Here is a 23,303-nt window from a genome sequence, read left to right as displayed (position 1 = left end):
GTCTGGTCGGACGAACAGACGAAGTTCGCCGGCAAGATTTCCGCGCGCGGTGGCGAGGACAACGGCAATGGCGGCTTCACGGAAGTGTCGGGCAAGCAGCGCCTCGACTTCACCGGCTCGGTCGACCTTCGCGCCCGCTTCGGCGACACTGGCGATCTTCTGCTCGATCCCTACAACGTCACCATTTCCAACGCCGCCGGCAACACCGGCGGCAGCATGACCGCCAACACCAATGACAGCGTCATCAATGTCACCACGCTGCAGAACCTGCTCGCAACAGCCAACGTCACCATCTCCACCGGCAGCGGCGGTTCGCAGCAAGGGGACATCACCATCGCCGCGCCGATCAGTTGGAGCGCCAACACGCTGACGCTCAGCGCCTATCATTCGATCGTCTTCAACGCGAACGCCACGATCGGCGGCGTCGGCGGCCTGTCGCTGGTCACCAACAATGGCGGCACCGGCGGCACGATCTCCTACGCGCTCGGCGCCTCGGCCACTTTCACCGGCACGCAAGGGGCGCAGGCACTGTCGGTCAACGGGCAGGGCTACACACTGATCTACGATATTAACCAGCTGCAGGCGATCAACAGCGGGCTGAACGGTCGCTACGCGCTCGCCAACGACATCGAGGCCAGTTCCACCTATTCCTGGAACAATTTGATGGGGTTCACGGCCCTCGGCACTGACGGCAACACAAATATCCAGAACGGCGGCAACGGCTTCAACGGCACGTTCGACGGTCTTGGCCACATCATCAACCAGATCTGGGTCAGGCAGATCCCGGCCAATTATGTCGGCCTGTTCGGCTATATCGGCGGCTCGGGCGTGGTGCGCAATGTCGGCCTGGTCGACAGCTATACAAGCGGCTCGTATGACACCGGCGCTATAGCCGGCTTGAACAAGGGCATGATCTCCGGCGTCTGGGCCAGCGGTTACCTCGAAGGCGTTAGCGGCTCCGGCGGCCTGGTCGGGACCAACTACGGCACGATCACCCGGTCGTTCTCGACGGTGGCGGTGCAATCGCGCGATTCCAACAACGTCGGTGGCATTGCAGGCTACAACAGCGGCACGATCAGCCAGGTCTATGCCAGCGGCTCGGTTCTCGGCGGCGACAAGACCGGTGGCCTGGTCGGATTGAATCTGGGCTCGCTCAGCGACGGTTATTCGACCGGGGCCGTGAACGGAACGATGGGCGCCACCGGCATCGGCGGCAGCGTTGGCTTTTCCTGGGGGACCGTTACCAATGTCTATTTCGACACCACCACCTCGGGAACGACCACGGGCGTGGGCAGCGGCGGCACGCCCGGTGTCACCAGCACAGGCCTGACCACGGCGCAGCTGCAAGGGGGCGGCGCCACCGCGCTCAGCGCGGCTTTCGGCGGCGGAACCGGCGGTCTCTATCCCTATCTGAAGAGTTTTTATCCGAACGGCGTGCAGGCCATCTCCGGCATCGCCTACAAGGACAGTGGTGTCACCCCGCTATCATCGGGCACGCGCCAGCCTGTCTATGTGAAGAATCCCGGTTTCGTGACGGGTGTCTCGAATGGCGTCGACATCGGCACGGTCACCACAGGCGTCAACGGCTACTATTACATCGCCGTGCCGACCGGCTGGATCACGGACAGCGTGCTCGCCTACACGGTCCTTGATCCGCATCCGGACAACAGTTCGGGGGCTCAGAACGGCGTGACGTTCCGCACCGGGCTAGCAGCGGGCGGCAACGTCTCCAACCTCAACGTCTACGGCAACTGGCGTCTCGATGAAGCAGACAGCTCGATCACATCCCTCTCGGCGCTGCAAGATGCTGCCGCGGCGACGGTCGGCTCGACCTATGTCGGCAGCCTGACCTTTGCCAACTGGCAGATCGAGACGGCGGCGACGACCTTTGCGCTCGACCAGGCGATATCGATCGGCAGCGGCACACTGGCGCTGTCGTCGAATGGCGCGGTTTCGCAGACGAGCAGCCTGGCGGCGGGATCGCTGTGGCTTGGCGGCACGGGCAATTTCAGCCTGACCAATGCCGGCAACCAGGTCGGCACGGTTGCCGGCAATGCGGGATCAGTCAATCTTGTCGATCTGGGTGGACTGACCGTCGGCAGCGTCGCCAGCGCGCGGGGCCTGACCACGACCGGCGCCAACACAACAGGGCAGGTCCAGCTGCAGACATCAGGCGACCTGACGATCGCAGCAAGCGCCAAGGTGAGTGGAACCAATCCGGTGCTGGCGGCAGGCGGCAAGTTCATCAACGGCCGCGGCAGCGATGCCGTCACCGCCACCGGCGGGCGCTGGCTGGTCTATGCGGCAGCACCCACCGCCAACATTTTCGGCAACCTCAACAGCGGCAACACAGCGGTGTGGAACACGGCGGCCGGCGCAACGGTGAGTGTGAGCGGCAACCGCTATGTCTTTGCCTACCAGCCGACGCTGACCTTCACCTCCCAAAATGCTTCGAAGGTCTACGGCGACACCGCCATGCCGACATTGACCTACACGGTATCGGGTTATCAGGCGGGCGTGGCCAACGCCTATCTCGGCGACAGCGCCGCAACTGCCTTCAGCGGCGCGCCGTCTCTCTCACCCCCACTCACGCTTGCCACTCAGCAACTCGGAGCCGGGACTTATACGATTACGATCGATGCCGGCGATCTCGTCGCCTCGACCGGCTACGGACTCGCTTTCGACAGCGCCGGATTGTTCACCGTTGCCAAGCGGGCAATCATGGTCACGGCCGATCCCGGTCAGCACAAGACCTATGGCGATGACGATCCGGCTTCCTACACCTATACGGTTTCGGATCTCGGCACTGGCGTCGCACTGGCGGGCTCACTCAACCGTGACGCCGGCGAGAACGCCGGCGCCTATGCGATCGGCCAGGGTTCGCTGACCAACGCCAACAACAAAAACTACGACATCACCTATGTCGGCGCCAACTTCACGATCGACAAAAGGGCGATCACCGTCACCGTCGATCAGGGGCAGGGCAAGGTCTATGGCGATGCCGACCCGGCCGCCTACACCTACTCGGTTTCCAATCTCGGCGGTCTGACGCTGACGGGCAACCTTGACCGCGTCTCGGGCGAAGATGTCGGTACTTACGCCATTGGGCAAGGCACGCTGGATGTCTCCAATGCCAACTACGACATCACTTTCGTCGGCGCCGATTTCACCATCGCCAAGCGGTCGGTCACCGTCACGGCCAATTCGGGCCTGGGCAAGATTTACGGCGATGCCGATCCGTCGTCCTATGGCTACACCTACTCGGATCTCGGCACCGGCGTGGCGCTGGTCGGGGCGCTCGACCGCGCTTCTGGAGAGAATGTCGGCGCTTACGCCATTGGCCAGGGCACACTGACGAATGCCGCCAATTCGAACTACGACATCACCTACGTCAGCAAGGATTTCAGCATAGGCAAGCGGGCCGTCACCGTCACGGCGAACTCCGGGCAAGGCAAGACCTATGGCGATGCCGATCCGTCGTCCTATGGCTACACCAACTCGGATCTCGGCACGGGCGCGGCGCTGGTCGGTGCGCTCGACCGCGCGGCGGGCGAGAATGCTGGCACTTATGCGATCGGGCAGGGCACGCTGACGAATGCCGACAACGCGAACTATGACATCACCTTCGTCAGCAAGGATTTCAGCATCGGCAAGCGCACGGTCACCGTCACGGCCAGTTCCGGCCAGGGCAAGACCTATGGCGATGCCGATCCGGCGCTCGGCTACAGCTTCTCCGACCTTGGCAGCGGCGCCGCCCTGGTCGGCGGGCTCGACCGCGGCGCGGGCGAGACTGTCGGCACCTATGCGATCGGGCAAGGCACGATCACCAATGCCGCCAACACGAATTACGACATCACCTATGTCGGCGGCAATTTCACCATCGGCAAACGGGCGATCGCCGTGACCGCAAATGCCGGTCAGGGCAAGATCTACGGCAATGCCGAACCGACGCTTGGCTATACCGTCTCCAATCTTGGCAGCGGCACGGCTCTTGTCGGCGCGCTCGACCGCGCTTCGGGTGAGGATGTCGGCAGCTACGGGATCGGCCAGGGCACCATCACCAACGCCGCCAACGCGAACTACGACATCACCTATGCCGGCGCGGATTTCACCATCGGCAAGCGGGCGATCACCGTTATCGCCGAAGCGCAAAGCCGGGCGCAGGGCGCGGCCAATCCGCCGCTCACCTATACGATCGGCGGGCTGGGACTGGTTGGCAGCGACACGCTGACCGGATCGCTCTCGACCGACGCGACCACTGCAAGCGCGCCGGGCCGCTATGCCATCGGGCAGGGCAGCCTTGCCGCCTCGGCCAATTACGACCTGACCTATATCGGCGCCGATCTGGTGGTGCGGAGTTCTGATGTGGTGCAATCAGCCGACACCGCCAGCATTGTCGCCTACAACGCCACCACCCATGGCGGGGGGCAGCCTGCGCAGGTCTTCTTCACCGGCCAGCCAGCCGCTGGCGGGACGCAGGCGCTGGTCGAAGATCCGCGCCTTAGCGGTCCCGCCATCTGCCAGAATATCGGCGAGATCGCGGCTGTCTGTAGCGCCGGTTCGGTGCAATAGGAGGCTGTTCGGCGGCGTTCATTCGCCCGGTTGCGGGCGCAGCGTCCGCAAGCGCGGCATCGCCGGGCGCAATTGCCGGCACCAGCGGCCGAAGCGGTCGATATAGATGTAGATGACCGGCGTCGTGTAGAGGGTCAGGATCTGGCTCAGGATGAGGCCGCCGACGATGGCGATGCCGAGCGGCTGGCGCAGTTCCGCGCCCTCGCCAAGGCCGATCGCCAGCGGCACGGCGCCGAACAATGCCGCCATGGTCGTCATCATGATCGGGCGGAAGCGCAGCAGGCATGCCTGGTAGATGGCGTCATGCGCGGATCTGCCCTCAGTGCGCTCCGCGGCGAGCGCGAAGTCGATCATCATGATCGCGTTCTTCTTGACAATGCCGATCAGCAGGATGATGCCGATCAGCGCCATGATCGAGAACTCGATGTTGAACAGGGTCAGCGCCAGCAAGGCGCCGACGCCGGCCGACGGCAAGGTCGACAGAATGGTCAGCGGGTGCGCATAGCTTTCGTAGAGAATGCCGAGCACGACATAGACGGCGATCAGCGCGGCAAGGATCAGCAACGGCTGGTCGGAGAGCGAGTCCTGGAAGATGCGCGCCGTGCCCTGGAAACCGCCATGGATGGTGGCCGGCATGCCGATGCGGTCGGCGGCCGCGTTGATGGCCGCGACGCCTTCGCTGAGCGCGACGCCCGGCGCCAGGTTGAACGACAGCGTCGTGGCGACGAACAGGCCCTGGTGATTGACCGATAGCGGGGTGCTGCCGGGGCCGTAATGCGCGACGGCCGACAGCGGCACCATGGTCTCGGCTCCGGTGCTGACCGCCGAACCGGTCGAGGCCGCCGTCCTGCCGGTGCTGGTGATGGAATTGTTGGCCTGGTTGCGCGCGGCGTCGGCGGCGACCGACTGGGCCGTGGTGGCGTGGCCAGACACAACGAATGTGCCGGCCACCGCATTGCTTGCCTGCGAACCATGCACCGAGCCGCCCGATGTGCTGATGTAGACTTTCTTCAGCCCGTCCGGGGTCTGCCAGTATTGCGGCGCCACCTCCATGATCACGTGGTATTGGTTGCGCTGGACATAGATAGTGGAGACCTGACGCTGGCCGAAGGCGTCGTAGAGCGTGTTGTCGATCTGGCTGGCTGATATGCCAAGGCGCGTCGCCGTATCGCGGTCGATGGTGACGTCGGCTTCCAGGCCCTTGTTCTGCTGGTCGGAGTTGACGTCGGTGAGCCTGGGTTCTGTCTGCAGCGCGGCGGCGAGCTTCGGCGCCCACTCCGCCAGTTCATCGAAACTGTCGCCTTGCAAGGTGTACTGGTACTGCGCGTTCGATTGCCGCCCGCCGACGCGGATATCCTGCACCGCCTGCAGGAAAAGCGTGGCGCCGGGCACCACGGCCAGTTTGGGCCGCAGCCTGGCGATGACCTGGTCGGCCGAGATCCTGCGTTCGGCCAGCGGCTTCAGCGACACGAACATGAAGCCTGAATTGGTCTGGCCGCCGCCGGTGAAGCCGACCGCGGTGTCGACGGCCGGATCCTTGCTGACGATGCCGGCGAACTGGCTGAGCTTCTGCGACATCGACTGGAAGGAGGTCGCCTGGTCGGCCTGGATCGAGCCGGTCAGCCTTCCGGTGTCCTGCTGCGGGAAGAAGCCCTTTGGGATGGTGACATAGAGATAGCCATTGAGGCAGAGCGTTGCCGCCAGCACCGCCATGATCAGCAGCGGATTGTCGAGCGCCCAGGACAGCGACCGGCGATAGAGGCTCAGCATGGCCTCGAAGATGCTCTCGCTGAATCGGTAGAGCCGGCCGTGCTCGCGTTCTCCCTCGGGGCGCAGCAGGATCGAGCACATCATCGGCGTGGTGGTCAGCGAGATGGCGAGCGAGACCAGGATCGCCGCCGACAGCGTGACGGCGAATTCGCGGAACAGTCGGCCGACAATGCCGCCCATCAGCAGGATGGGGATGAAGACGGCGATCAGCGACAGGCTCATCGACAGCACGGTGAAGCCGACTTCCTGGGAGCCCTTGATGGCGGCTTCCATGCGGCCCATGCCGGACGCGGTGTGGCGGGCGATGTTTTCCAAGACGACGATGGCGTCGTCGACGACGAAGCCGGTGGCCACCGTCATCGCCATCAGCGACAGATTGTCGATGCTGAAGCCCATCAGGTACATGGCGCCCAGCGTGCCCACGAGGGATACGGGAACCGCCACGATCGGCACCAGCGCCGAACGCACGTCGCGCAGGAAGGCGAAGACGACGAGGATCACCAGGCCGATGGCGATCATCAGCGTCTGCGCGACCTCGCTCAGCGACGCGCGGATGGTGGTCGAGCGGTCGACCGCCAGCGACAGGTCGATGGCCGGCGAGATCGAGGCGCGCAGCGTCGGCAGCAGCGCCTTCACCCGGTCAACCGTCGCGATGATGTTGGCGTTGGGCGAGCGGTTGAGGATGATCAGCACGCCCGGCTTGCCGTTGGCGAGACCGGCATTGCGGATGTTCTCGACGGAATCATTGACCTGGCCGACGTCCGAAAGCCGGACCGGCGCGCCGTTGCGGTAGGCGACGATCAGCGAACGATAGGCGTCCGCCTGGTTGGCCTGGTCATTGGCGTAGATCTGGTAGCGCTGGTCGCCGACGTCGATGGCGCCCTTTGGACTGTGGGCGTTGGCCGAGGCGAGGGCCGCGCGCACATCCTCCAGCCCGATGCCGTAGTCATAGAGCACCTGCGGGTTGAGTTCGACGCGGACCGCCGGCAGCGAGCTGCCGCCGACCGACACCTCGCCGATGCCGTCGACCTGCGAGAGTTTCTGCGCCAGCACGGTGCTGGCGGCATCGAAGAGCTGGCCCCTGGACAGGGTGTCCGATGTCATCGACAGGACGAGGATCGGGGCGTCGGCGGGATTGACCTTGCGATAGCTGGGGTTGGAGCGCAGGCTGGACGGCAGGTCGGCGCGGGCGGCGTTGATCGCCGCCTGGACGTCCCGCGCGGCRCCGTCAATGTCGCGGTCCAGCCCGAACTGCAAGGTGATGCGGGCGCTGCCGACGCTGCTCGACGAGGTCATTTCGTTGACGTCGGCGATTTCACCGAGATGCCGCTCGAGCGGGCTGGCGACGGTGTTCGCAACCACCTGGGGGCTGGCGCCCGGCAGCGAGGCCGACACCGAGATGACGGGGTAGTCGACTGCCGGCAGCGGCGCCACCGGCAATTGCGGAAACGCCACCAGCCCGGCCGCCAGCAGGCCGAAGGTCAGCAGCGTCGTCGCCACCGGCCGCCGGATGAAGGGGACCGACAGGTTCATGGCCTGCCGTCTGCTCCCGGAATGCGGGGGAGATTGGGGGCACCGGCAAGATTGGGTTCGATGCCGCGCAGGCGGGCGGCGAGGCGGTCGAACCAGAGATAGATCACCGGCGTGGTGAACAGCGTCAGCAACTGGCTGAGCAGCAGGCCGCCGACGATGGAGACGCCCAGGGGATGGCGCAGTTCCGAACCGACGCCGGTGCCGAGCATCAGCGGCAGTGCGCCGAGCATCGCCGCCAGTGTCGTCATCAGGATCGGGCGGAAGCGCAGCAGGCAGGCCTGGTAGATCGCCTCGCGCGGCGTCTTGCCTTCATGGCGCTGCGCGTCCAGCGCGAAGTCGATCATCATGATGGCGTTCTTCTTGACCACGCCGATCAAGAGGATGATGCCTATGATCGAGATGATGGTCAGGTCCTGGCCGGCGATCATCAGCGCCAGCAGCGCGCCGATGCCGGCCGAAGGCAGCGTCGACAGGATGGTGATCGGGTGGATGAAGCTCTCATAGAGCACGCCGAGCACGATGTAGACCGTCACCACCGCCGCCAGGATCAGGAACAGCGTGTTGTCGAGCGAGGCCTGGAAGGCGCGCGCCGCGCCCTGGAAGCTGGTGATGATGCTGAGCGGCATGCCGATGTCGGCCTGCGCCTTTTGGATCGCTGTGACCGCCTCGCCGAGCGAGACGCCGGGCGCCAGGTTGAACGACACGGTGGTGGCGGGGAATTGCCCCATATGGGTGATCTGCAATGGCGTGGTGGCGACATGGGTGGTCGCCACCACCGACAACGGCACCGGCGCGCCGCCCGTCGACGACGGCAGGTAGACCGAGGAGAGCGCCTTGAGCGAATCCTGTTCGGACGGGGCGGCCTCCAGAATGACTCGGGACTGGCTTGACGTGGTGTAGATGGTCGAGACCATGCGCTGCCCGAAAGCATCGTAGAGTGCGTTGTCGACCGTCGCCGGCGTGATGCCGAAGCGGGCGGCCTGGTCGCGGTCGATGTCGACAAAGACGGCAAGGCCGCTGTTCGACAGGTCGCTGGCGACATCGGCGAGTTGCGGCAGCGTGTTCAGCCTGGCGAGCAGCTTCGGCGTCCATTCTCCCAGCTCGTGGGCATTGACGTCCTGCAGCTCGAATTGATACTGGGTGCGGCTGAGCTGGCCGTCGATGGTCAGGTCCTGCACCGGCTGCATGTAGAGCGTCACACCGGCCACCGAAGCGGCTTCCCGTTTCAGCCGCGCGATGACCTGCGTGATGTCGGCACTGCGCTCCTCATGCGGCTTGAGGTTGATCAGGATGCGGCCGACATTCATCGTGGTGTTGGTGCCGTCGACGCCGATGAAGGAGGACAGGCTGCCGACATCGGGATCCTTGAGAATAATGGCGGCCAGCTGCTGCTGGCGGTCGGCCATGGCGGCATAGGAGATCGATTGCGGCGCCTCTGATATGGCCTGGATGACGCCGGTGTCCTGCACCGGGAAGAACCCCTTGGGGATAACCACATAGAGGGCGGCCGTCAGCACCAGGGTCGCCGCCGCCACCACGAGCATCAGCGTCTGGCGGTCGAGCACCCAGGTCAGCGCCCGGCCGTAGCCGCGGATCACCCAGTCGAAGAAGTCGCGGCTGGCGCGCTGCAGGGCATTTTCGCGCACCGCCGCCACCGGTTTGAGCAGCTTGGCGGAGGCCATCGGCACCAGCGTCAGCGACACCACGGCGGAGATCAGGATGGTGGTGGCGAGCGTGATGGAGAATTCGCGGAACAGCCGGCCAACGACATCGCCCATGAACAGAAGCGGGATCAGCACGGCGATCAGCGACACGGTCAGCGAGATGATGGTGAAGCCGATCTGTTGCGACCCTTTCAGCGCCGCCTCTAGCGGTGTCGCGCCCTCTTCGACATAGCGCGCGACGTTCTCGATGACGACGATGGCGTCGTCGACGACGAAGCCGGTGGCGATGGTCAGTGCCATCAGCGACAGATTGTCGAGGCTGAAACCGAACAGGTACATGACGCCAAGCGTGCCGACCAGCGAGAGGGGCACCGAAAGGCTCGGGATGAGCGTGGCGCGCGCGCTGCGCAGGAAGACGAAAATGACCAGCACGACCAGGATGATCGACAGCGTCAGCTCATATTCGACGTCGCGCACCGAGGCGCGGATCGTCGTGGTGCGGTCGGTCAGCAGCGTGACGTCGACGGCGCTCGGCAGCGAGGCCTGGAGCTGCGGCAGCAGCGCCTTGATGCGGTCGACCACGTCGATGACATTGGCGCCCGGCTGGCGCTGGATGTTGAGGATGATCGCCGGCGTGCCGTTCATCCAGGCCGCCAGCCGGTTGTTCTCGGTGGCGTCGACCACATCGGCGACATCACTCAGCCGCACCGGCGCGCCGTTCTTATAGGCGACGATCAGCGAGCGGTATTCGTCGGCGCTCTTCAGCTGGTCGTTGGTGTTGATGGTGTAGGCGCGCGACGGTCCGTCGAAATTGCCCTTCGGCGTGTTGACGTTGGCGCTGCCCAAAGTGGTGCGCAGATCGTCGAGATTGAGGCCATAGGCGGCGAGCTTGCGCGGATCGGCCTGGACGCGCACGGCGGGGCGCTGGCCGCCGCTGAGGCTGACCAGGCCGACGCCCGGCAACTGCGATATCTTCTGCGCCAGTCTGGTGTCGGCAAGCTGCTGCACGTCGCGCAGCGGCATGGTGGTCGAGGTCAGGCCGAGGGTGAGCACCGGCGCGTCGGCCGGATTGACCTTGGCATAGATCGGCGGCGCCGGCAGGTCGGCCGGCAAGAGATTGCCGGCGGCGTTGATGGCGGCCTGCACCTCCTGTTCAGCGACGTCGAGCGAGATCGCCAGGCTGAACTGCAGCGTGATGACCGAGGAGCCTGCCGAACTGACGGAGTTCATCTGGTTGAGGTTGGCGATCTGGCCGAGCTGGACCTCCAGTGGTGCCGTGACCGAGGACGTCATGACGTCGGGGCTGGCGCCGGGATAGAAGGTCTGCACCTGGATGGTCGGATAGTCGACCTCGGGCAGGGCCGAGACCGGCAGATAGCGGTAGGCCAGCAGGCCCGACAGCATGATGGCGACCATGAACAGCGATGTCGCCACCGGCCGCAGGATGAAGGCGCGCGACGGGCTCATTGCTGCTGCCCGGACTCCGCGTGACGGTGCTTGCGGCCCTGGCCCTTGTGCCTGCCCGTATCGTCCGGCTTCTGCGTATCCGATACGGGCTGGTCAGGTGCCGATCCCTGAGGCGTTGTCCCGGCGACGGGCGTGGCAGCCGATGTCTGCGGAGGTGTTTGTGCGGGGGCCAAGGGCTGTGCCGAGGCCGGCGCCTGGCCGTCCTGCTGAATGTTGACATGGGCGCCGTCGCGGAGCTTGTCGGCACCGTCGACGACGACGCGGTCGCCGGGATTGAGGCCGGCGAGGATTTCGACGCGTTCGCCATTGGTGACACCGAGCGTGACCTTGCGCACGGCGACCGTGCTGTCGGGATTGACCAGGTAGACGAAGGTGCCGGGCAGGCCGCGCTGGATCGCTGCGATCGGCGCGATCGCCACGTCCTTGTGCTCGTCGACCAGAAGCGCGACGTTGACGAACTGGTTCGGATAGAGGAGGCGCGCCTCATTGGCGAAGCCCGCCCGCAGCTTGATGGTGCCGGTGCTCGGGTCGATCTGGCTGTCGAAGGTCTCGAGCTGGCCGTCGGCGAGTTTCTTGGCTCCGGCGCGATCGAAAGCCGACGTGGGCAGCGTGGCGCCTTGCTGCATGCGCTGCGCGATCGCGGGCAATTCATCCTCGGGCACCGTGAACAGCACACTGATCGCCTGCACCTGGGTGATGATGACGATGCCGTTGGCATCGCCGGGGGTGACATAGTTGCCCTGATCGACCTGGCGCAGGCCGGCCCGTCCATCGACGGGAGCCAGGATGCGGCAATAGTCGAGATTAAGGGTGGCGGTCTGTATCATCGCCTGGTCGACCTGGACGGAGCCCTGGTCCTGCGCGACAAGGGCAACCTGCGCGTCGAGGGTCTGCGGCGTCGCCGCCCCCTGCGCCACCAGCTTCTGGTCGCGGGCGAGGTCGAGCTGGGCATCCCTGAGCATGGCCTGGTCGCGCACCAACTGGCCCTGGGCCTGGGCGAGCGCCGCCTGGTAGGGGCGGGGGTCGATCTCGGCAAGCAGGTCGCCCTTCCTGACGTCCTGGCCCTCCTTGAAATTCACCTGGAGGAGCGGACCTGTGACCTGCGGCTTCACCGTGACGGTGGAGAGCGACGTCACCGTGCCAAGCGCGTTGAGGGTGACGTCTATCGTACCCTTTTCGATGGCGGCCGCACCGATCGTCGTCGGCGCGCCGCGCCTGCCGCCAGGTTGCCTCGCCTCGACATGCGGACGCTGATAGAGATAGGCGCCGGTCGCGGCGACAATGGCAATGAAGATCAGCCACGGAATCCAGCCACGCGAACGGCGTGGCGCGACGGTCGTCTGCAGGGGGATTTCCAATTGCTGATCCATGGCGGCATCTCTCACCCCCATCGACCAATATGACCGAAACGACCCCAAGTCGAATTAACAGTTGGACAGGTTTGGCGCGGCCCTGCCGGCCGCTCAAACGCCCCGGGGAGCGCTGCTCACTCGGCCGCCTGAACGCGGTTGGCCTGGATGATGGCGCGGATCTCGGACCGGCAAGAGCCGCAATTGGTGCCGGCCTTCAGGGCGCCTCCGATGGCTTCGACAGTGGTGTAGCCGGCCGCCACCGCGGCCACGATCTGGTTGGCTCCGACGCTGAAGCAGGAGCAGACGGTGGCGCCGGCATCGGGCCGTTCGGCGCCGGCGCGGCCGGCGACGATCCTGAAGCGTTCGCGTTGGCTGGCATGAGGCGTTTCCAACTGTTCAGCCGCCCAGCCGCGCGACACCGCGACCGGGCCGGGCGCAACGAACAAGGCACCCACGAGGTGCTCGCCGTCGAAGGCGGCGATGCGGTGCTGGCCGGCGTCGCGGTCGTGATAGGCGAGCATTTCGGCTGAGAAGGCATTGAAGAGCGAGTTGGCGAAGGCTGTCCAGTCGACAGTGTCGTCGGCAAAGGCCAGTTCGACCCGCCAGCCGCCTTTGCAGCGGGCTGCTGCCCAATAGTCGGCGTTGATCGCTTCCGGACGTTGCCGCGTCACGGCAAAACCAAAGACCTTGGCGGCAAATTTCTCGATGCGGGCCGCGACATGTTTTAGCGCCGGTTGGCCGGAAACAGGATCAGTCAGCGGCGTGGTGAGCGCGTCGAGCCGGCCTTTTGCCGCGAACTGATCGGTCCAGTGCATCGGCGCGAAGACGCTGCCCTGGCGCTGGCGAGATGTGATCAGGGCGCGGACCAGCACGTCGCCGCGCGGGCTGGATATGCGCACGATGTCGGCGTCGCCAATGCCGTGATGCTGCGCGTCCACGGGGTGGATTTCGACGAAGGGTTCGGCGATGTGCTGGGACAGACGCGGGCTTTTGCCGGTGCGCGTCATGGTGTGCCAGTGGTCGCGGATCCGGCCGGTGTTGAGGATGAGCGGGAAATCAGGGGTGGTGCGGATTTCGGTGGTGGGACGGATGGCGATGAAGCGGGCTTTGCGGTCGAGCGTGTAGAAATTGCCGTTGGCGAAGAAGCGGGTGGGTTGGTGCTCCGTCGTGCCGCCTCGTGGGCTGGGGGCTGGCCATTGGAATGGCTCAAGTGATGCATAACTTTCAGCATCGGCCCCGGCATACGCACCGATATCGAAATCTCGCACGCCATCATTCTCGAACCCGGACAGGGCGGCGTGCTCGCCAAAAATCTCTGCCGGGGTCTCATGCGCGAACGCCTCGCCAAACCCCATCCGCCGCGCCACTTCGGCGATGATCCACCAGTCGGGCCGCGCTTCGCCGGGCGCCGCCAGAAACGACCGCTGGCGCGAGATACGGCGCTCGGAGTTGGTGACGGTGCCGTCCTTCTCGCCCCAGGCGGTGGCGGGCAGCCGGACATGGGCGTGACGCACCGTGTCGGCGCTCGCCAGAACGTCCGATACCACGATGAACGGGCAAGCCTTGATCGCCGCTTCGACGGCATCGGCGTCGGGCATCGAATCGACCGGGTTGGTGGCCATGATCCACAGCGCCTTGATGCGCCCGTCGGCCACGCCTTGAAACATTTCGACGGCCTTCAGGCCGGGCTTCTGCGCGATGCCAGGCGCATTCCAGAAGCGGCGCACGCGGTCGCGGTGCTCGGCGTTCTCGATCTCCATATGGGCGGCCAGCATGTTGGCCATGCCGCCGACCTCGCGGCCACCCATGGCGTTGGGCTGACCGGTCACCGAGAACGGGCCCGCTCCCGGTTTGCCGATCCGGCCGGTGGCGAGATGGCAGTTGATGATGGCGTTGACCTTGTCGGTGCCGGACGACGACTGGTTCACGCCCTGGCTGTAGACGGTCACCGTCTTCGCGGTGGCAGCAAACAGGCTGTAGAAGCGGACAAGTTCGTCTTCGCTGAGGCCGGTGGCAGCGGCGACACCGGCAAGATCGAGCGCGGAGGCAGCAAAGAGCGCTTGCCCGAAGCCGGTCGTGTGCGCGGTGATATAGGCGCGGTCGAGCGCATTGTGCTGGCCGAGCCAGGCGAGCAGGCCGGTGAACAGAGCGACGTCGCCATCCGGTGCGATCGCCAGATGCATGTCGGCGATATCAGCGGTCATGGTGCGGCGCGGATCGATCAGCACGATCTTCATCTCCGGCCGCTTTTCCCGGGCCGCCGCGATGCGCTGGAAGAGCACAGGGTGGCACCAGGCGAGGTTGGAGCCGACCAGCACGATGAGGTCGGCAAGTTCCAGGTCCTCATAGGTTCCAGGCACCGTGTCGGAGCCGAAGGCGCGGCGGTGGCCGGCGACGGACGAGGCCATGCAGAGGCGAGAGTTGGTGTCGATATTGGCCGAGCCGACAAAACCCTTCATCAGCTTGTTGGCGAGGTAATAGTCCTCGGTCAGCAACTGGCCGGAGACATAGAAGGCGACCGCATCCGGCCCATGCTCGGCGATGGTCTGCGAGAAGGTCGAGGCGACATGGTCGAGCGCCTCGTTCCAGCTTGTCCGGCGGCCGTGGATTTCGGGGTGGAGCAGCCTGCCCTCGAGATCGATGGTCTCGGCCAGCGCCGAGCCTTTGGAGCAGAGCCGGCCGAAATTCGCGGAATGGTCGGGGTCGCCGCGGACGGACACTTGCCCATCCGCGGCGACCTTCGCCAGCACGCCGCAGCCCACCCCGCAATAGGGGCAGGTGGTCCTCACCTCGCGTGCTGCGTCGATCTCCATGGTCAGGCGGCGCGGCTGGCCAGCGCTTCCAGCGCCAGGAACAGGTGCTCGCCCTCGACCTTGACCGGAATGGTGCGCACCACGCCTTCGTCGGCGCCGAGCGCCTTGCCTGTCTCCAGCGAGATGACCCAATTGTGCAGGGGACAGGTCACCGCCGCGCCATGGACGATGCCCTGGCTCAGCGGCCCGCCCTTGTGCGGGCAGTGGTCGTCGATGGCATAGACCTGATCGTCCTGTGTGCGGAAGACGGCGACCTTGCCTTGCGGGGTGGCGACACAGCGCGCGCCACGGCGCGGGATGTCGGAGATGGTGCCGATGGCGATCCAGTTCATACTAATCACTCCGCCGCCTGCGCAAACCCGACAGAGGCCATCGGCCGGAACTCGTGCTTGTCCTTGCCGGAGACACGTTCCGACCACGGGTCGACCTGGGCGAATTTTTGGCTGAACACGAAGCGCTCATAGTAGGTCTTACGCTTGCTCGCATCGTCCATGATCTGACGCTTGATCTCGGGGATGCCGATGCGCTTGGCCCATTTGTAGATACGCTCGAGATAGCGGCCTTGCTCGCGGTACATCTGCGTCAGCGCCACGATATGCTCCAGCGCCTCGTCCTCGGTCTTGACCAGGCCCAACACCTCCGTGCCCTTGATGTCGAGGCCGGCGGCGCCGGCGAAATGAATCTCGTAGCCACTATCGACGCAGATGACGCCGACATCCTTGCAGGTCGCCTCGGCGCAGTTGCGAGGACAACCCGACACAGCCATCTTGACCTTGGCCGGGGTCCACGAGCCCCACATGAATTTCTCGATACGGATGCCGAGCCCCGTCGAATCCTGCGTGCCGAAGCGGCACCAGTCGGAACCGACACAGGTCTTCACGGTGCGCAGGCCCTTGGCGTAGGCGTGGCCGGAGACGAAGCCGGCCTGGCCAAGATCGGCCCACACCGCCGGCAGGTCTTCCTTGCGGATGCCGAGCATATCGATGCGCTGGCCACCGGTAACCTTGACCATCGGAATCTCGAACTTGTCGACGACATCGGCGATGGCGCGCAGTTCGGCGGCATTGGTGACGCCACCCCACATGCGCGGCACCACCGAATAGGTACCGTCCTTCTGGATGTTGGCGTGCACGCGCTCGTTGATGAAACGCGACTGGTAGTCGTCGGCGTAGTCGTCCGGCCAGTCGCAGACGAGATAGTAATTGAGCGCCGGCCGGCATTTGGCGCAGCCGCAGGAGGTCTTCCACTCCAGTTCCTGCATGACGGCGGGAATGGTCTTCAGGTGCTTGGCCTTGATCAGCCGGCGCACCTCGTCATGGCCGAGCGTGGTGCAGGAGCACATGGGTTGCACGGCCGCCGGGTTGTAGGTGTCGCCGAGGGTCAGCACCATCAGCTTCTCGACCAGCCCGGTGCAGGAGCCGCACGAGGCCGACGCCTTGGTGTGGGCGCGCACGTCGTCGAGCAAGGTCAGGCCCTTGGCCGTGATCGCGCCGGTGATCTTTCCCTTGCAAACGCCGTTGCAGCCGCAGATTTCCGCATCATCCGGCAAGGCTGCAACGGCCGCCATAGGGTCCAGCGGGGCACCCCCCTGGTAGGACTGGCCGAAGATCAACGTGTCGCGCATTTGCGAAATGTCGGTCTGCTTCTTCTTGAGATCGTTGAACCAGGCGCCGTCCGCCGTCTCGCCGTAAAGCACGGTGCCGATGATGCGGTCGTCCTTGAGCACCAGCCGCTTGTAGACACCGGCGGCGGCGTCGCGCAGCACGATCTCCTGGCGGTCCTCGCCCTCGGCGAAGTCGCCTAGCGAGAACAGGTCGATGCCGGTGACCTTGAGCTTGGTCGGCGTGTCCATATGGACGAAAGCGGCCGCTTCGTTGCCGGCAAGCTGACTGGCGGCGACACGCGCCATCTCGTAGAGTGGCGCGACCAGCCCGTAGACCATGCCGTTGACCTCGGCGCATTCGCCGAGCGCGTAGATGTCGGGGTCGTTGCTGCGCATGCCGGCGTCGACGACGATGCCTCTGTTGACGGCGATACCAGCCTCTTTCGCCAGCGCCGCGTTCGGCCTTATGCCGACGGCCATGACCACCAGCGTCGCCGGAATGACGGTGCCGTCGGCGAGTTCCACCTGCTCGACCTTGTTGTTGCCCGTGATCGCCTGCGTGTTGGCCTTGGTGATGACCTTGATGCCGCGTTGCTCCACGGCGCGCTGCAGGAGATAGCCGGCGGCCGGATCGAGCTGGCGCTCCATCAGCGTCGGCATGACATGCAGCACGGTGACGTCCATGCCTTGCGCGTTGAGGCCGGCCGCCGCCTCCAGCCCGAGCAGGCCGCCGCCGATGACCACGGCCTTGGCCCGCGACTGGGCGGCGAGCATCATCGCCTGGACGTCGTCGAGATCGCGATAGGTCAGCACGCCGGGCAGATTGTGGCCCGGCACCGGAATGATGAAAGGCACCGAGCCGGTGGCGATGACCAGCTTGTCGTAGGGTTCGGTCACGCCATGGTCGGAGGTGACGGTCTTCGCCTGCCGGTCGATGGCAACGATCTTGTGGCCCTTGTAGAGGGTGATGTTGTTGGCGATGTACCAGCCGTCGCCATGGATGATGATTTCCTCATAGGCCTTCTCGCCGGAGAGGACCGGCGACAGCATGATGCGGTCGTAATTGACGCGCGGCTCGGCGTTGAAGATGGTGACGCTGTAACGGCCCGGCGCTTGTTCCAGGAGATGCTCCAGCATGCGCCCGGGGGCCATGCCGTTGCCGATGATGACGAGTTTTTCGCTCATTGGTCTACTCCGCGGCTTCGACGAAACGGTGGCGTTCGTAGAGGAACTTCAACACCGCCTCGCGGCAGCGCAGGAAGGTGCGGTCGGAAGAGAGTTCGACGCGCCGGCGAGGCCGCGCCAGCGACACGGGCAGCACCTCGCCGATGGTTGCCGCCGGACCGTTGGTCATCATGACGATGCGGTCGGACAAGAGCACCGCCTCGTCGACATCATGGGTGATCATGATCGTCGTCGAGCCGAGCCTGGAATGGATGTCCATTACCGCGTCCTGCAGATGCGCGCGCGTCAGCGCGTCGAGCGCGCCGAACGGCTCGTCGAGCAGCAGAATCTTCGGCTCCATGGCGAGCGCGCGGGCGATGCCGACGCGCTGCTTCATACCGCCGGAGATCTCGGCAGGCCGCTTGTCCCTGGCATGCGCCATCTGCACGAGGTCGAGATTGCGCATGATCCAGTCATGCCGCTCGGCCTTGCTCTTCGAACGACCGAAGACTTTCGAGACCGCCAGGTTGATGTTCTCGTAGACGGTCAGCCAGGGCAGCAGCGAATGGTTCTGGAACACCACGGCGCGTTCGGGTCCGGGGCTGTCGACTTCCTTGTTTTCGAGCAGCACGGCGCCGGCGGAGACCTTGGTCAGGCCGGCGATCAGGTTGAGCAAGGTCGACTTGCCGCAGCCGGAATGGCCGATGATGGAGACGAATTCGCCCTTGTCGATGGTCAGCCTGATATCCCTCAGAACCTCGCTGACCTGGCCGCCGCGGGCGAAGGATTTGTCGATATGGTCGAGTTTCAGATAGGCGGTCATGGCGCTGTCCTCACTTTGCCGTTGTGCCGCGGGTGACGAAGGCGCCGACGCCAGCGACCAGCCGGTCGAGGCAGAAGCCGGTGACGCCGATATAGGCGAGCGCGACGATGATGTCGGGCAGCCGCGACGAGTTCCAAGCGTCCCAGATGAAGAAGCCGATGCCGACGCCGCCGGTCAGCATTTCGGCGGCGACGATGGCGAGCCAGGACAGGCCGATGCCGATGCGCAGGCCGGTGAAAATGTAGGGCGCGGCGGCCGGCACCATGATCTTGACGAAGAACTCGAACGGGTTGAGCCGCAGGATGCGCGCGACGTTGCGGTAATCCTGCGGGATGTTGCGCACGCCGACGGCGGTGTTGATGATGATCGGCCAGATCGAGGTGATGAAGATGACGAACAGGGCCGACGGGCTGGAATCGCGGAATGCCGCCAGCGACAGCGGCAGCCAGGCCAGCGGCGGCACGGTACGCAGGATCTGGAAGACCGGATCGAGGCCGCGCATCGCCCAGATCGACTGGCCGACCAGCGCGCCGAGCGCGACGCCGACGATCGCCGCCAGGCCAAAGCCGATGGCGACGCGCTGCAGCGAGATCAGCACCCGCCAGGCGAGGCCAATATCCTGCGGGCCATTGTCGAAGAACGGATGCGCGATCAGATCGTAGGCGTCGTTCCACACCTGGCTCGGCGGCGGCAGGCTCGATGTCGGCGACGAGCAGGCGACCTGCCAGACGACGAGCATCAGGGCGATGACGACGATCGGCGGCACCAGCGTGCTTGCCAGCTTGCCGGCGATGGCGAGCGGGTCGAAGCGGCGCCGCGCCCTGGCGGTGAAGGCAATCACCTCAGCCGGTTTGGCGGGGAACGCCTTCACCTTGATATCCTCGATAGTCTGGATCGACATGTCTGGGAAAAACTCCGTGGGGGCACTGGCGAAAGGCGCTGGGGGACAAACGGCGCAGTGCGCCGTTTGTGTGCGACAACGGCGCAAGAGGCACCGTTGCGCTTGGATTAAGCCGACGCCTTGATCTTAAGGCTGTCGAGATAGGCGGACGGGTTGGCCGGATCGAAGATCTTGCCGTCGAAGAAGGTTTCCGTGCCGCGCGACGAGGAGGCCGGAATGTCGGCCGCCGCCACACCGAGATCCCTGGCCGCCTCGCGCCACAGATCCTCGCGGTTGACCTGGTCGACCAGCGCCTTGATGTCGGTGGTCGGCGCGAATTTGCCCCAGCGGATGTTCTCGGCGAGGAACCAGGAATCATGGCTCTTGAAGGGGTAGGAAACGCCGCCCTTCCAGAACTTCATGGAGAGATCGGTACCGTTGGCGACGCGGCCATTGCCGTAATTGATGTCGCCCTTGAGGCGGCCGATGATGTCGGCGACCGGCACGTTCATCCATTGCCGCTTGCCGATGATGGCGGCCATCTCGTCCTTGTTTTCCTTGGCCTCGCACCATTGCTGGGCTTCCATGACGGCCATCAGGATCGCCTTGGTTGCGTTCGGGTTCTTCTCGATGAATTCGGCGCGCAGGCCGAGCGCCTTTTCTGGATGGCCCTTCCACAATTCGCCCGTGGTGGCGGCGGTGAAGCCGACGCCCTGGTGGACGAGCTGCTCGTTCCATGGTTCGCCGACGCAGAACACGTCCATGTTGCCGACCTTCATGTTGGCCACCATCTGCGGCGGCGGCACGACGATGGTCGAGACGTCCTTGTCGGGATCGATGCCGCCGGCGGCCAGCCAGTAGCGCAGCCACAGATCGTGCGTGCCGCCCGGGAAGGTCATGGCGGCCTTGATTTCCTTGCCGGCCGCCTTCTTGGCCGCGAAGGCATCCTTCAGCTTGGAGGCGTCGAGGCCGACACCGGTGCCGGCATATTCCTGCGCGACCGAAATGCCTTGGCAGTCGTAGTTGAGCCGCGCCACGATCGCCATCGGCATGGGCTGGTTGTTCTGCGTCACCTTGCCGGTGTGCATGAGGTAAGGCAGCGGCGTCAGTATGTGGGCGCCGTCTATGCCGTTGGCGGCACCGCCGAGCATCAGATTGTCGCGCGTCGCCCCCCACGACGCCTGCTTCAGCACCTCGACATCGGGCATACCGAATTTGGCGAACAGGCCCTTCTCCTTGGCGATCATCAGCGGTGCGGCATCGGTCAGCGCTATGAAGCCGAGCTTGGCGCCGGTAACTTCCGGCGCGGCGGTGGCGGCATAGGCGCCGGATGGAAACAGCTTGCGGGCCGCCATGAACAGGCCGGCCGTCATGGCGCTGCTGACCAGAAAATCGCGACGCGTCACATCCTTGGGCGATGTTCCCGTCCCGATCCAGTTCTTCATCGTCTTCTTCATCGTCGTCTCCGGTTGAACGCGATTCCAAAACAAAAAAGCCGCCGGCCAGGTCCTCGCGCCCGAGAGACCGGGAGCGCGTTTTGACCTGAGCGGCAGCTTTGCCTGTGGCGCCCGCCATTGGACGCCTGTTCCGTGACCCGCGAAGGGTCTGATTATTTCAAAGCAGGAACCGTGCCAGTTTCCGGTGAAAGGAAAAACATCAATGAAATCAGCGACGCGCGGCGGTCGCTGGCCTGTCAGGCGAAATAGCGAGCAGGCCAAAGATTGTTCATTAGAGCTGCCGCACGCACAATTTTTGTGCAATGCACAAGAGTGGCGCGAAAGTGATCAGGCGTCTGCGCGGGCCGATTTCTGGCGCTCGATATACGCCTCGATCTGGTCGGGATCGAAAATCTGGCCGTCGAAGAAGCCGTCCGGGCCGAGCACGAGACCAGCCCCGGTCGCGCCGACCGCAGTGGCGACCTTGAGCGCGCCTTCGACCTTCGCATTGGCGCCAGGCAGCGCGACGCCAAGCGGCTTCAGCGCCGAGCGGTAGAGGTCGGGCCGGTAGCAATCCCGGGCGATGGCGAGATTGTCGGGCGTGTGCGACACATGCCCCCAACGCACCATCTGCGTGTAGAACCAAAGCGCATGGCTCTTCCACGGAAAGTTTGCCGCCTTGTCGAAGGGCAGGAAGAAGTCGTCGATATCCAGTTGCGCTCCGCCGCCCAATTGCAGATGGCCGGTCAGGATCGGCATCTGCACGGCCGGCGGCAGGCCGAGGAAGCCTGGCTGCGCCATCACATTGGCCAATTCGGCGTGGTTGGCCGGGTCCTGGCACCAGCGTGCGGAGTGATGCAGCGCGCGCAGCAGTGCCGCCAGCGCCTCGGGATTCTCGTCCGCCCAGGCCTTGCGCACGCCGATCACCTTCTCCGGGCTGTTGCGCCATATCCGCGCCTTGACGGTGACGATATGGCCGGTGCCGGCCGCGACCGCGGCGCTGTTCCAGGGCTCGCCGACACAGTAGCCGTCGATGCGCCCGGTGGCGAGCGCGTCGGCCATGAAAGGCGGCGGCACGATGACGATCTCGATTTCGCGGTCCGGGTCGATGCCGCAAGCGGCGAGCCAGTAGCGCAGTTCGTAGTTGTGCCCGGAATGCGGATGCACGACGGCAAAGCGCAGCGGCTCGCGGCCTGCCACCGCCCGTTCACGGATGAACGCATTAAGGGCCGCGCCCGCGCGTGCCGGATCGAGATCGGCTTCGGCGCCATGCGCCGCCATGCCGGCCCAGACGGCGTTGGAGATGGTGACGCAATTGCCGCCGAGCCCGAGCGAGAATGGCACGATGGTCTCGGAAGCGAGCGGCGTCAGCCCGAGATTGCAGGCGAGCGGCATGGGTCCCAGCATATGGGCGAGATCGAAATGGCCGATGGCGATACGGTCGCGGATGTTGGCCCAGGAGGTCTCGCGGTGCAGCGTAAGGTCGATGCCTTCGCGGGCGGCGAAGCCAAGCGCGCTCGCGGCGACCAGCACTGCGCTGTCGAAGAGCGGCATGAAGCCGGCGGTGATCTGGTGCCTCATGCTCATTCGTCCTCCGCCGGCCCCAGCAGCCCGGCCGCGGTCACCAGGCTCTGCGCGATGTCGCTGATCTTGCGGTTCTGGTTCATCGCCGTCTTGCGCAGCAGCGTATAGGCGGCCTCTTCGGAGAGGCCGCGCGACTTCATCAGTATGCCCTTGGCGCGATCGATCACCTTGCGGCTCTCGAGCTCGCTGCGCGCCTCTTCCAGTTCACGCGCCATGCGCGAAAAAGCATTGAAGCGGCTCACCGCCATGTCGAGGATCGGCTTGACGCGCTCTTGCCGCAGGCCGTCGACGACATAGGCGGATACGCCGGCATCGACCGCGGCCTCGATCGAGGCCTGGTCGGATCGGTCGACGAACATGGCGATGGGGCGCTTCACGGCGCGCGACAGCTGGAACATGTTTTCGAGCATGTCGCGGTTGGGGTTCTCGAGATCGATGACGATGACGTCGGGTTCGATTTCGGCGATCCGCCGCGCAATGCCGGTCACGTCGTGGATGACGGTGACACGCTGATGGCCGGCCTCGCGCAGGCCGGCCTCGATGATTGAGGCGCGGATGCGATTTTCATCGATCACCAGGACGGCTAGGGAGGATCGGACCATGCCTGCATTGTGGGCAAGGCCGCGAAATTGTGCAATGCGG

General features: G+C 65.2%; 12 protein-coding genes. 1 reads left to right on the top strand and 11 read right to left on the bottom strand.

Annotated features, from left to right (window positions below; genetic code table 11):
* Window positions 1-4,572 (top strand): beta strand repeat-containing protein (locus AC1DPX_RS34540; RefSeq protein ID WP_477242449.1); only part of this gene is annotated, 4,572 nt, incomplete at its 5' end.
* An 18-nt stretch (window positions 4,573-4,590) separates the two neighbouring features.
* Here AC1DPX_RS34540 and AC1DPX_RS34535 read toward each other — a convergent pair.
* From AC1DPX_RS34535 to AC1DPX_RS34485, 11 genes are all read right to left on the bottom strand, one after another.
* Window positions 4,591-7,875: an efflux RND transporter permease subunit gene (locus AC1DPX_RS34535; protein ID WP_477242447.1), complete on the bottom strand. Its 3,285-nt coding sequence runs from the start codon at window positions 7,873-7,875 to the stop codon at window positions 4,591-4,593.
* On the bottom strand, window positions 7,872-11,006 hold the full coding sequence (locus tag AC1DPX_RS34530) for an MdtB/MuxB family multidrug efflux RND transporter permease subunit (RefSeq protein ID WP_477242445.1): 3,135 nt from the start codon (window positions 11,004-11,006) through the stop codon (window positions 7,872-7,874). The genes AC1DPX_RS34535 and AC1DPX_RS34530 overlap by 4 nt, the downstream gene beginning before the upstream one ends.
* Window positions 11,003-12,376 carry an efflux RND transporter periplasmic adaptor subunit gene (locus AC1DPX_RS34525; RefSeq protein ID WP_477242443.1) on the bottom strand — a complete coding sequence of 458 codons (1,374 nt, stop codon included), beginning with the start codon at window positions 12,374-12,376 and terminating at the stop codon, window positions 11,003-11,005. The genes AC1DPX_RS34530 and AC1DPX_RS34525 overlap by 4 nt, the downstream gene beginning before the upstream one ends.
* A gap of 116 nt (window positions 12,377-12,492) precedes the next feature.
* Window positions 12,493-15,171 (bottom strand): nitrate reductase, encoded by a 2,679-nt coding sequence (locus AC1DPX_RS34520; RefSeq protein ID WP_477242441.1) that lies wholly within the window; start codon window positions 15,169-15,171, stop codon window positions 12,493-12,495.
* Window positions 15,172-15,173: 2 nt separating this feature from the next.
* Entirely contained in the window at window positions 15,174-15,503 is a 330-nt protein-coding gene (gene nirD / locus AC1DPX_RS34515) for a nitrite reductase small subunit NirD (protein ID WP_096449738.1), read from the bottom strand.
* Between the two features lie 5 nt (window positions 15,504-15,508).
* Window positions 15,509-17,959 carry a nitrite reductase large subunit NirB gene (nirB, locus tag AC1DPX_RS34510; protein ID WP_477242439.1) on the bottom strand — a complete coding sequence of 817 codons (2,451 nt, stop codon included), beginning with the start codon at window positions 17,957-17,959 and terminating at the stop codon, window positions 15,509-15,511.
* A gap of 4 nt (window positions 17,960-17,963) precedes the next feature.
* Window positions 17,964-18,761, bottom strand: a complete 798-nt coding sequence (locus AC1DPX_RS34505; protein ID WP_477242437.1) for an ABC transporter ATP-binding protein — start codon at window positions 18,759-18,761, stop codon at window positions 17,964-17,966.
* Window positions 18,762-18,771: 10 nt separating this feature from the next.
* A complete protein-coding gene (gene ntrB, locus AC1DPX_RS34500; protein WP_477242435.1) occupies window positions 18,772-19,662 on the bottom strand; it encodes a nitrate ABC transporter permease in 891 nt (296 codons plus the stop codon).
* A 107-nt stretch (window positions 19,663-19,769) separates the two neighbouring features.
* Window positions 19,770-21,098, bottom strand: coding sequence for a CmpA/NrtA family ABC transporter substrate-binding protein (locus AC1DPX_RS34495; protein WP_477242433.1), 1,329 nt, complete (start codon window positions 21,096-21,098; stop codon window positions 19,770-19,772).
* A gap of 327 nt (window positions 21,099-21,425) precedes the next feature.
* Window positions 21,426-22,664, bottom strand: coding sequence for a CmpA/NrtA family ABC transporter substrate-binding protein (locus AC1DPX_RS34490; protein WP_477242431.1), 1,239 nt, complete (start codon window positions 22,662-22,664; stop codon window positions 21,426-21,428).
* Entirely contained in the window at window positions 22,661-23,263 is a 603-nt protein-coding gene (locus AC1DPX_RS34485) for an ANTAR domain-containing response regulator (RefSeq protein ID WP_027045429.1), read from the bottom strand. The genes AC1DPX_RS34490 and AC1DPX_RS34485 overlap by 4 nt, the downstream gene beginning before the upstream one ends.
* Window positions 23,264-23,303: the final 40 nt, after the last annotated feature.

The sequence above is a fragment of the Mesorhizobium sp. 01N446 genome (genome assembly GCF_056399285.1).
This window is presented reverse-complemented; position numbering and strand designations above follow the sequence as displayed.

Excerpts from the sequence above, each read along its gene's own strand:
- AC1DPX_RS34530 (WP_477242445.1), bottom strand. The coding sequence starts at position 11,006 with ATGAGCCCGTCGCGCGCCTTCATCCTGCGGCCGGTGGCGACATCGCTG.
- AC1DPX_RS34525 (WP_477242443.1), bottom strand. The coding sequence starts at position 12,376 with ATGGATCAGCAATTGGAAATCCCCCTGCAGACGACCGTCGCGCCACGC.
- AC1DPX_RS34520 (WP_477242441.1), bottom strand. The coding sequence starts at position 15,171 with ATGGAGATCGACGCAGCACGCGAGGTGAGGACCACCTGCCCCTATTGC.
- nirD (WP_096449738.1), bottom strand. The coding sequence starts at position 15,503 with ATGAACTGGATCGCCATCGGCACCATCTCCGACATCCCGCGCCGTGGC.
- nirB (WP_477242439.1), bottom strand. The coding sequence starts at position 17,959 with ATGAGCGAAAAACTCGTCATCATCGGCAACGGCATGGCCCCCGGGCGC.
- AC1DPX_RS34505 (WP_477242437.1), bottom strand. The coding sequence starts at position 18,761 with ATGACCGCCTATCTGAAACTCGACCATATCGACAAATCCTTCGCCCGC.
- ntrB (WP_477242435.1), bottom strand. The coding sequence starts at position 19,662 with ATGTCGATCCAGACTATCGAGGATATCAAGGTGAAGGCGTTCCCCGCC.
- AC1DPX_RS34495 (WP_477242433.1), bottom strand. The coding sequence starts at position 21,098 with ATGAAGAAGACGATGAAGAACTGGATCGGGACGGGAACATCGCCCAAG.
- AC1DPX_RS34490 (WP_477242431.1), bottom strand. The coding sequence starts at position 22,664 with ATGAGCATGAGGCACCAGATCACCGCCGGCTTCATGCCGCTCTTCGAC.
- AC1DPX_RS34485 (WP_027045429.1), bottom strand. The coding sequence starts at position 23,263 with ATGGTCCGATCCTCCCTAGCCGTCCTGGTGATCGATGAAAATCGCATC.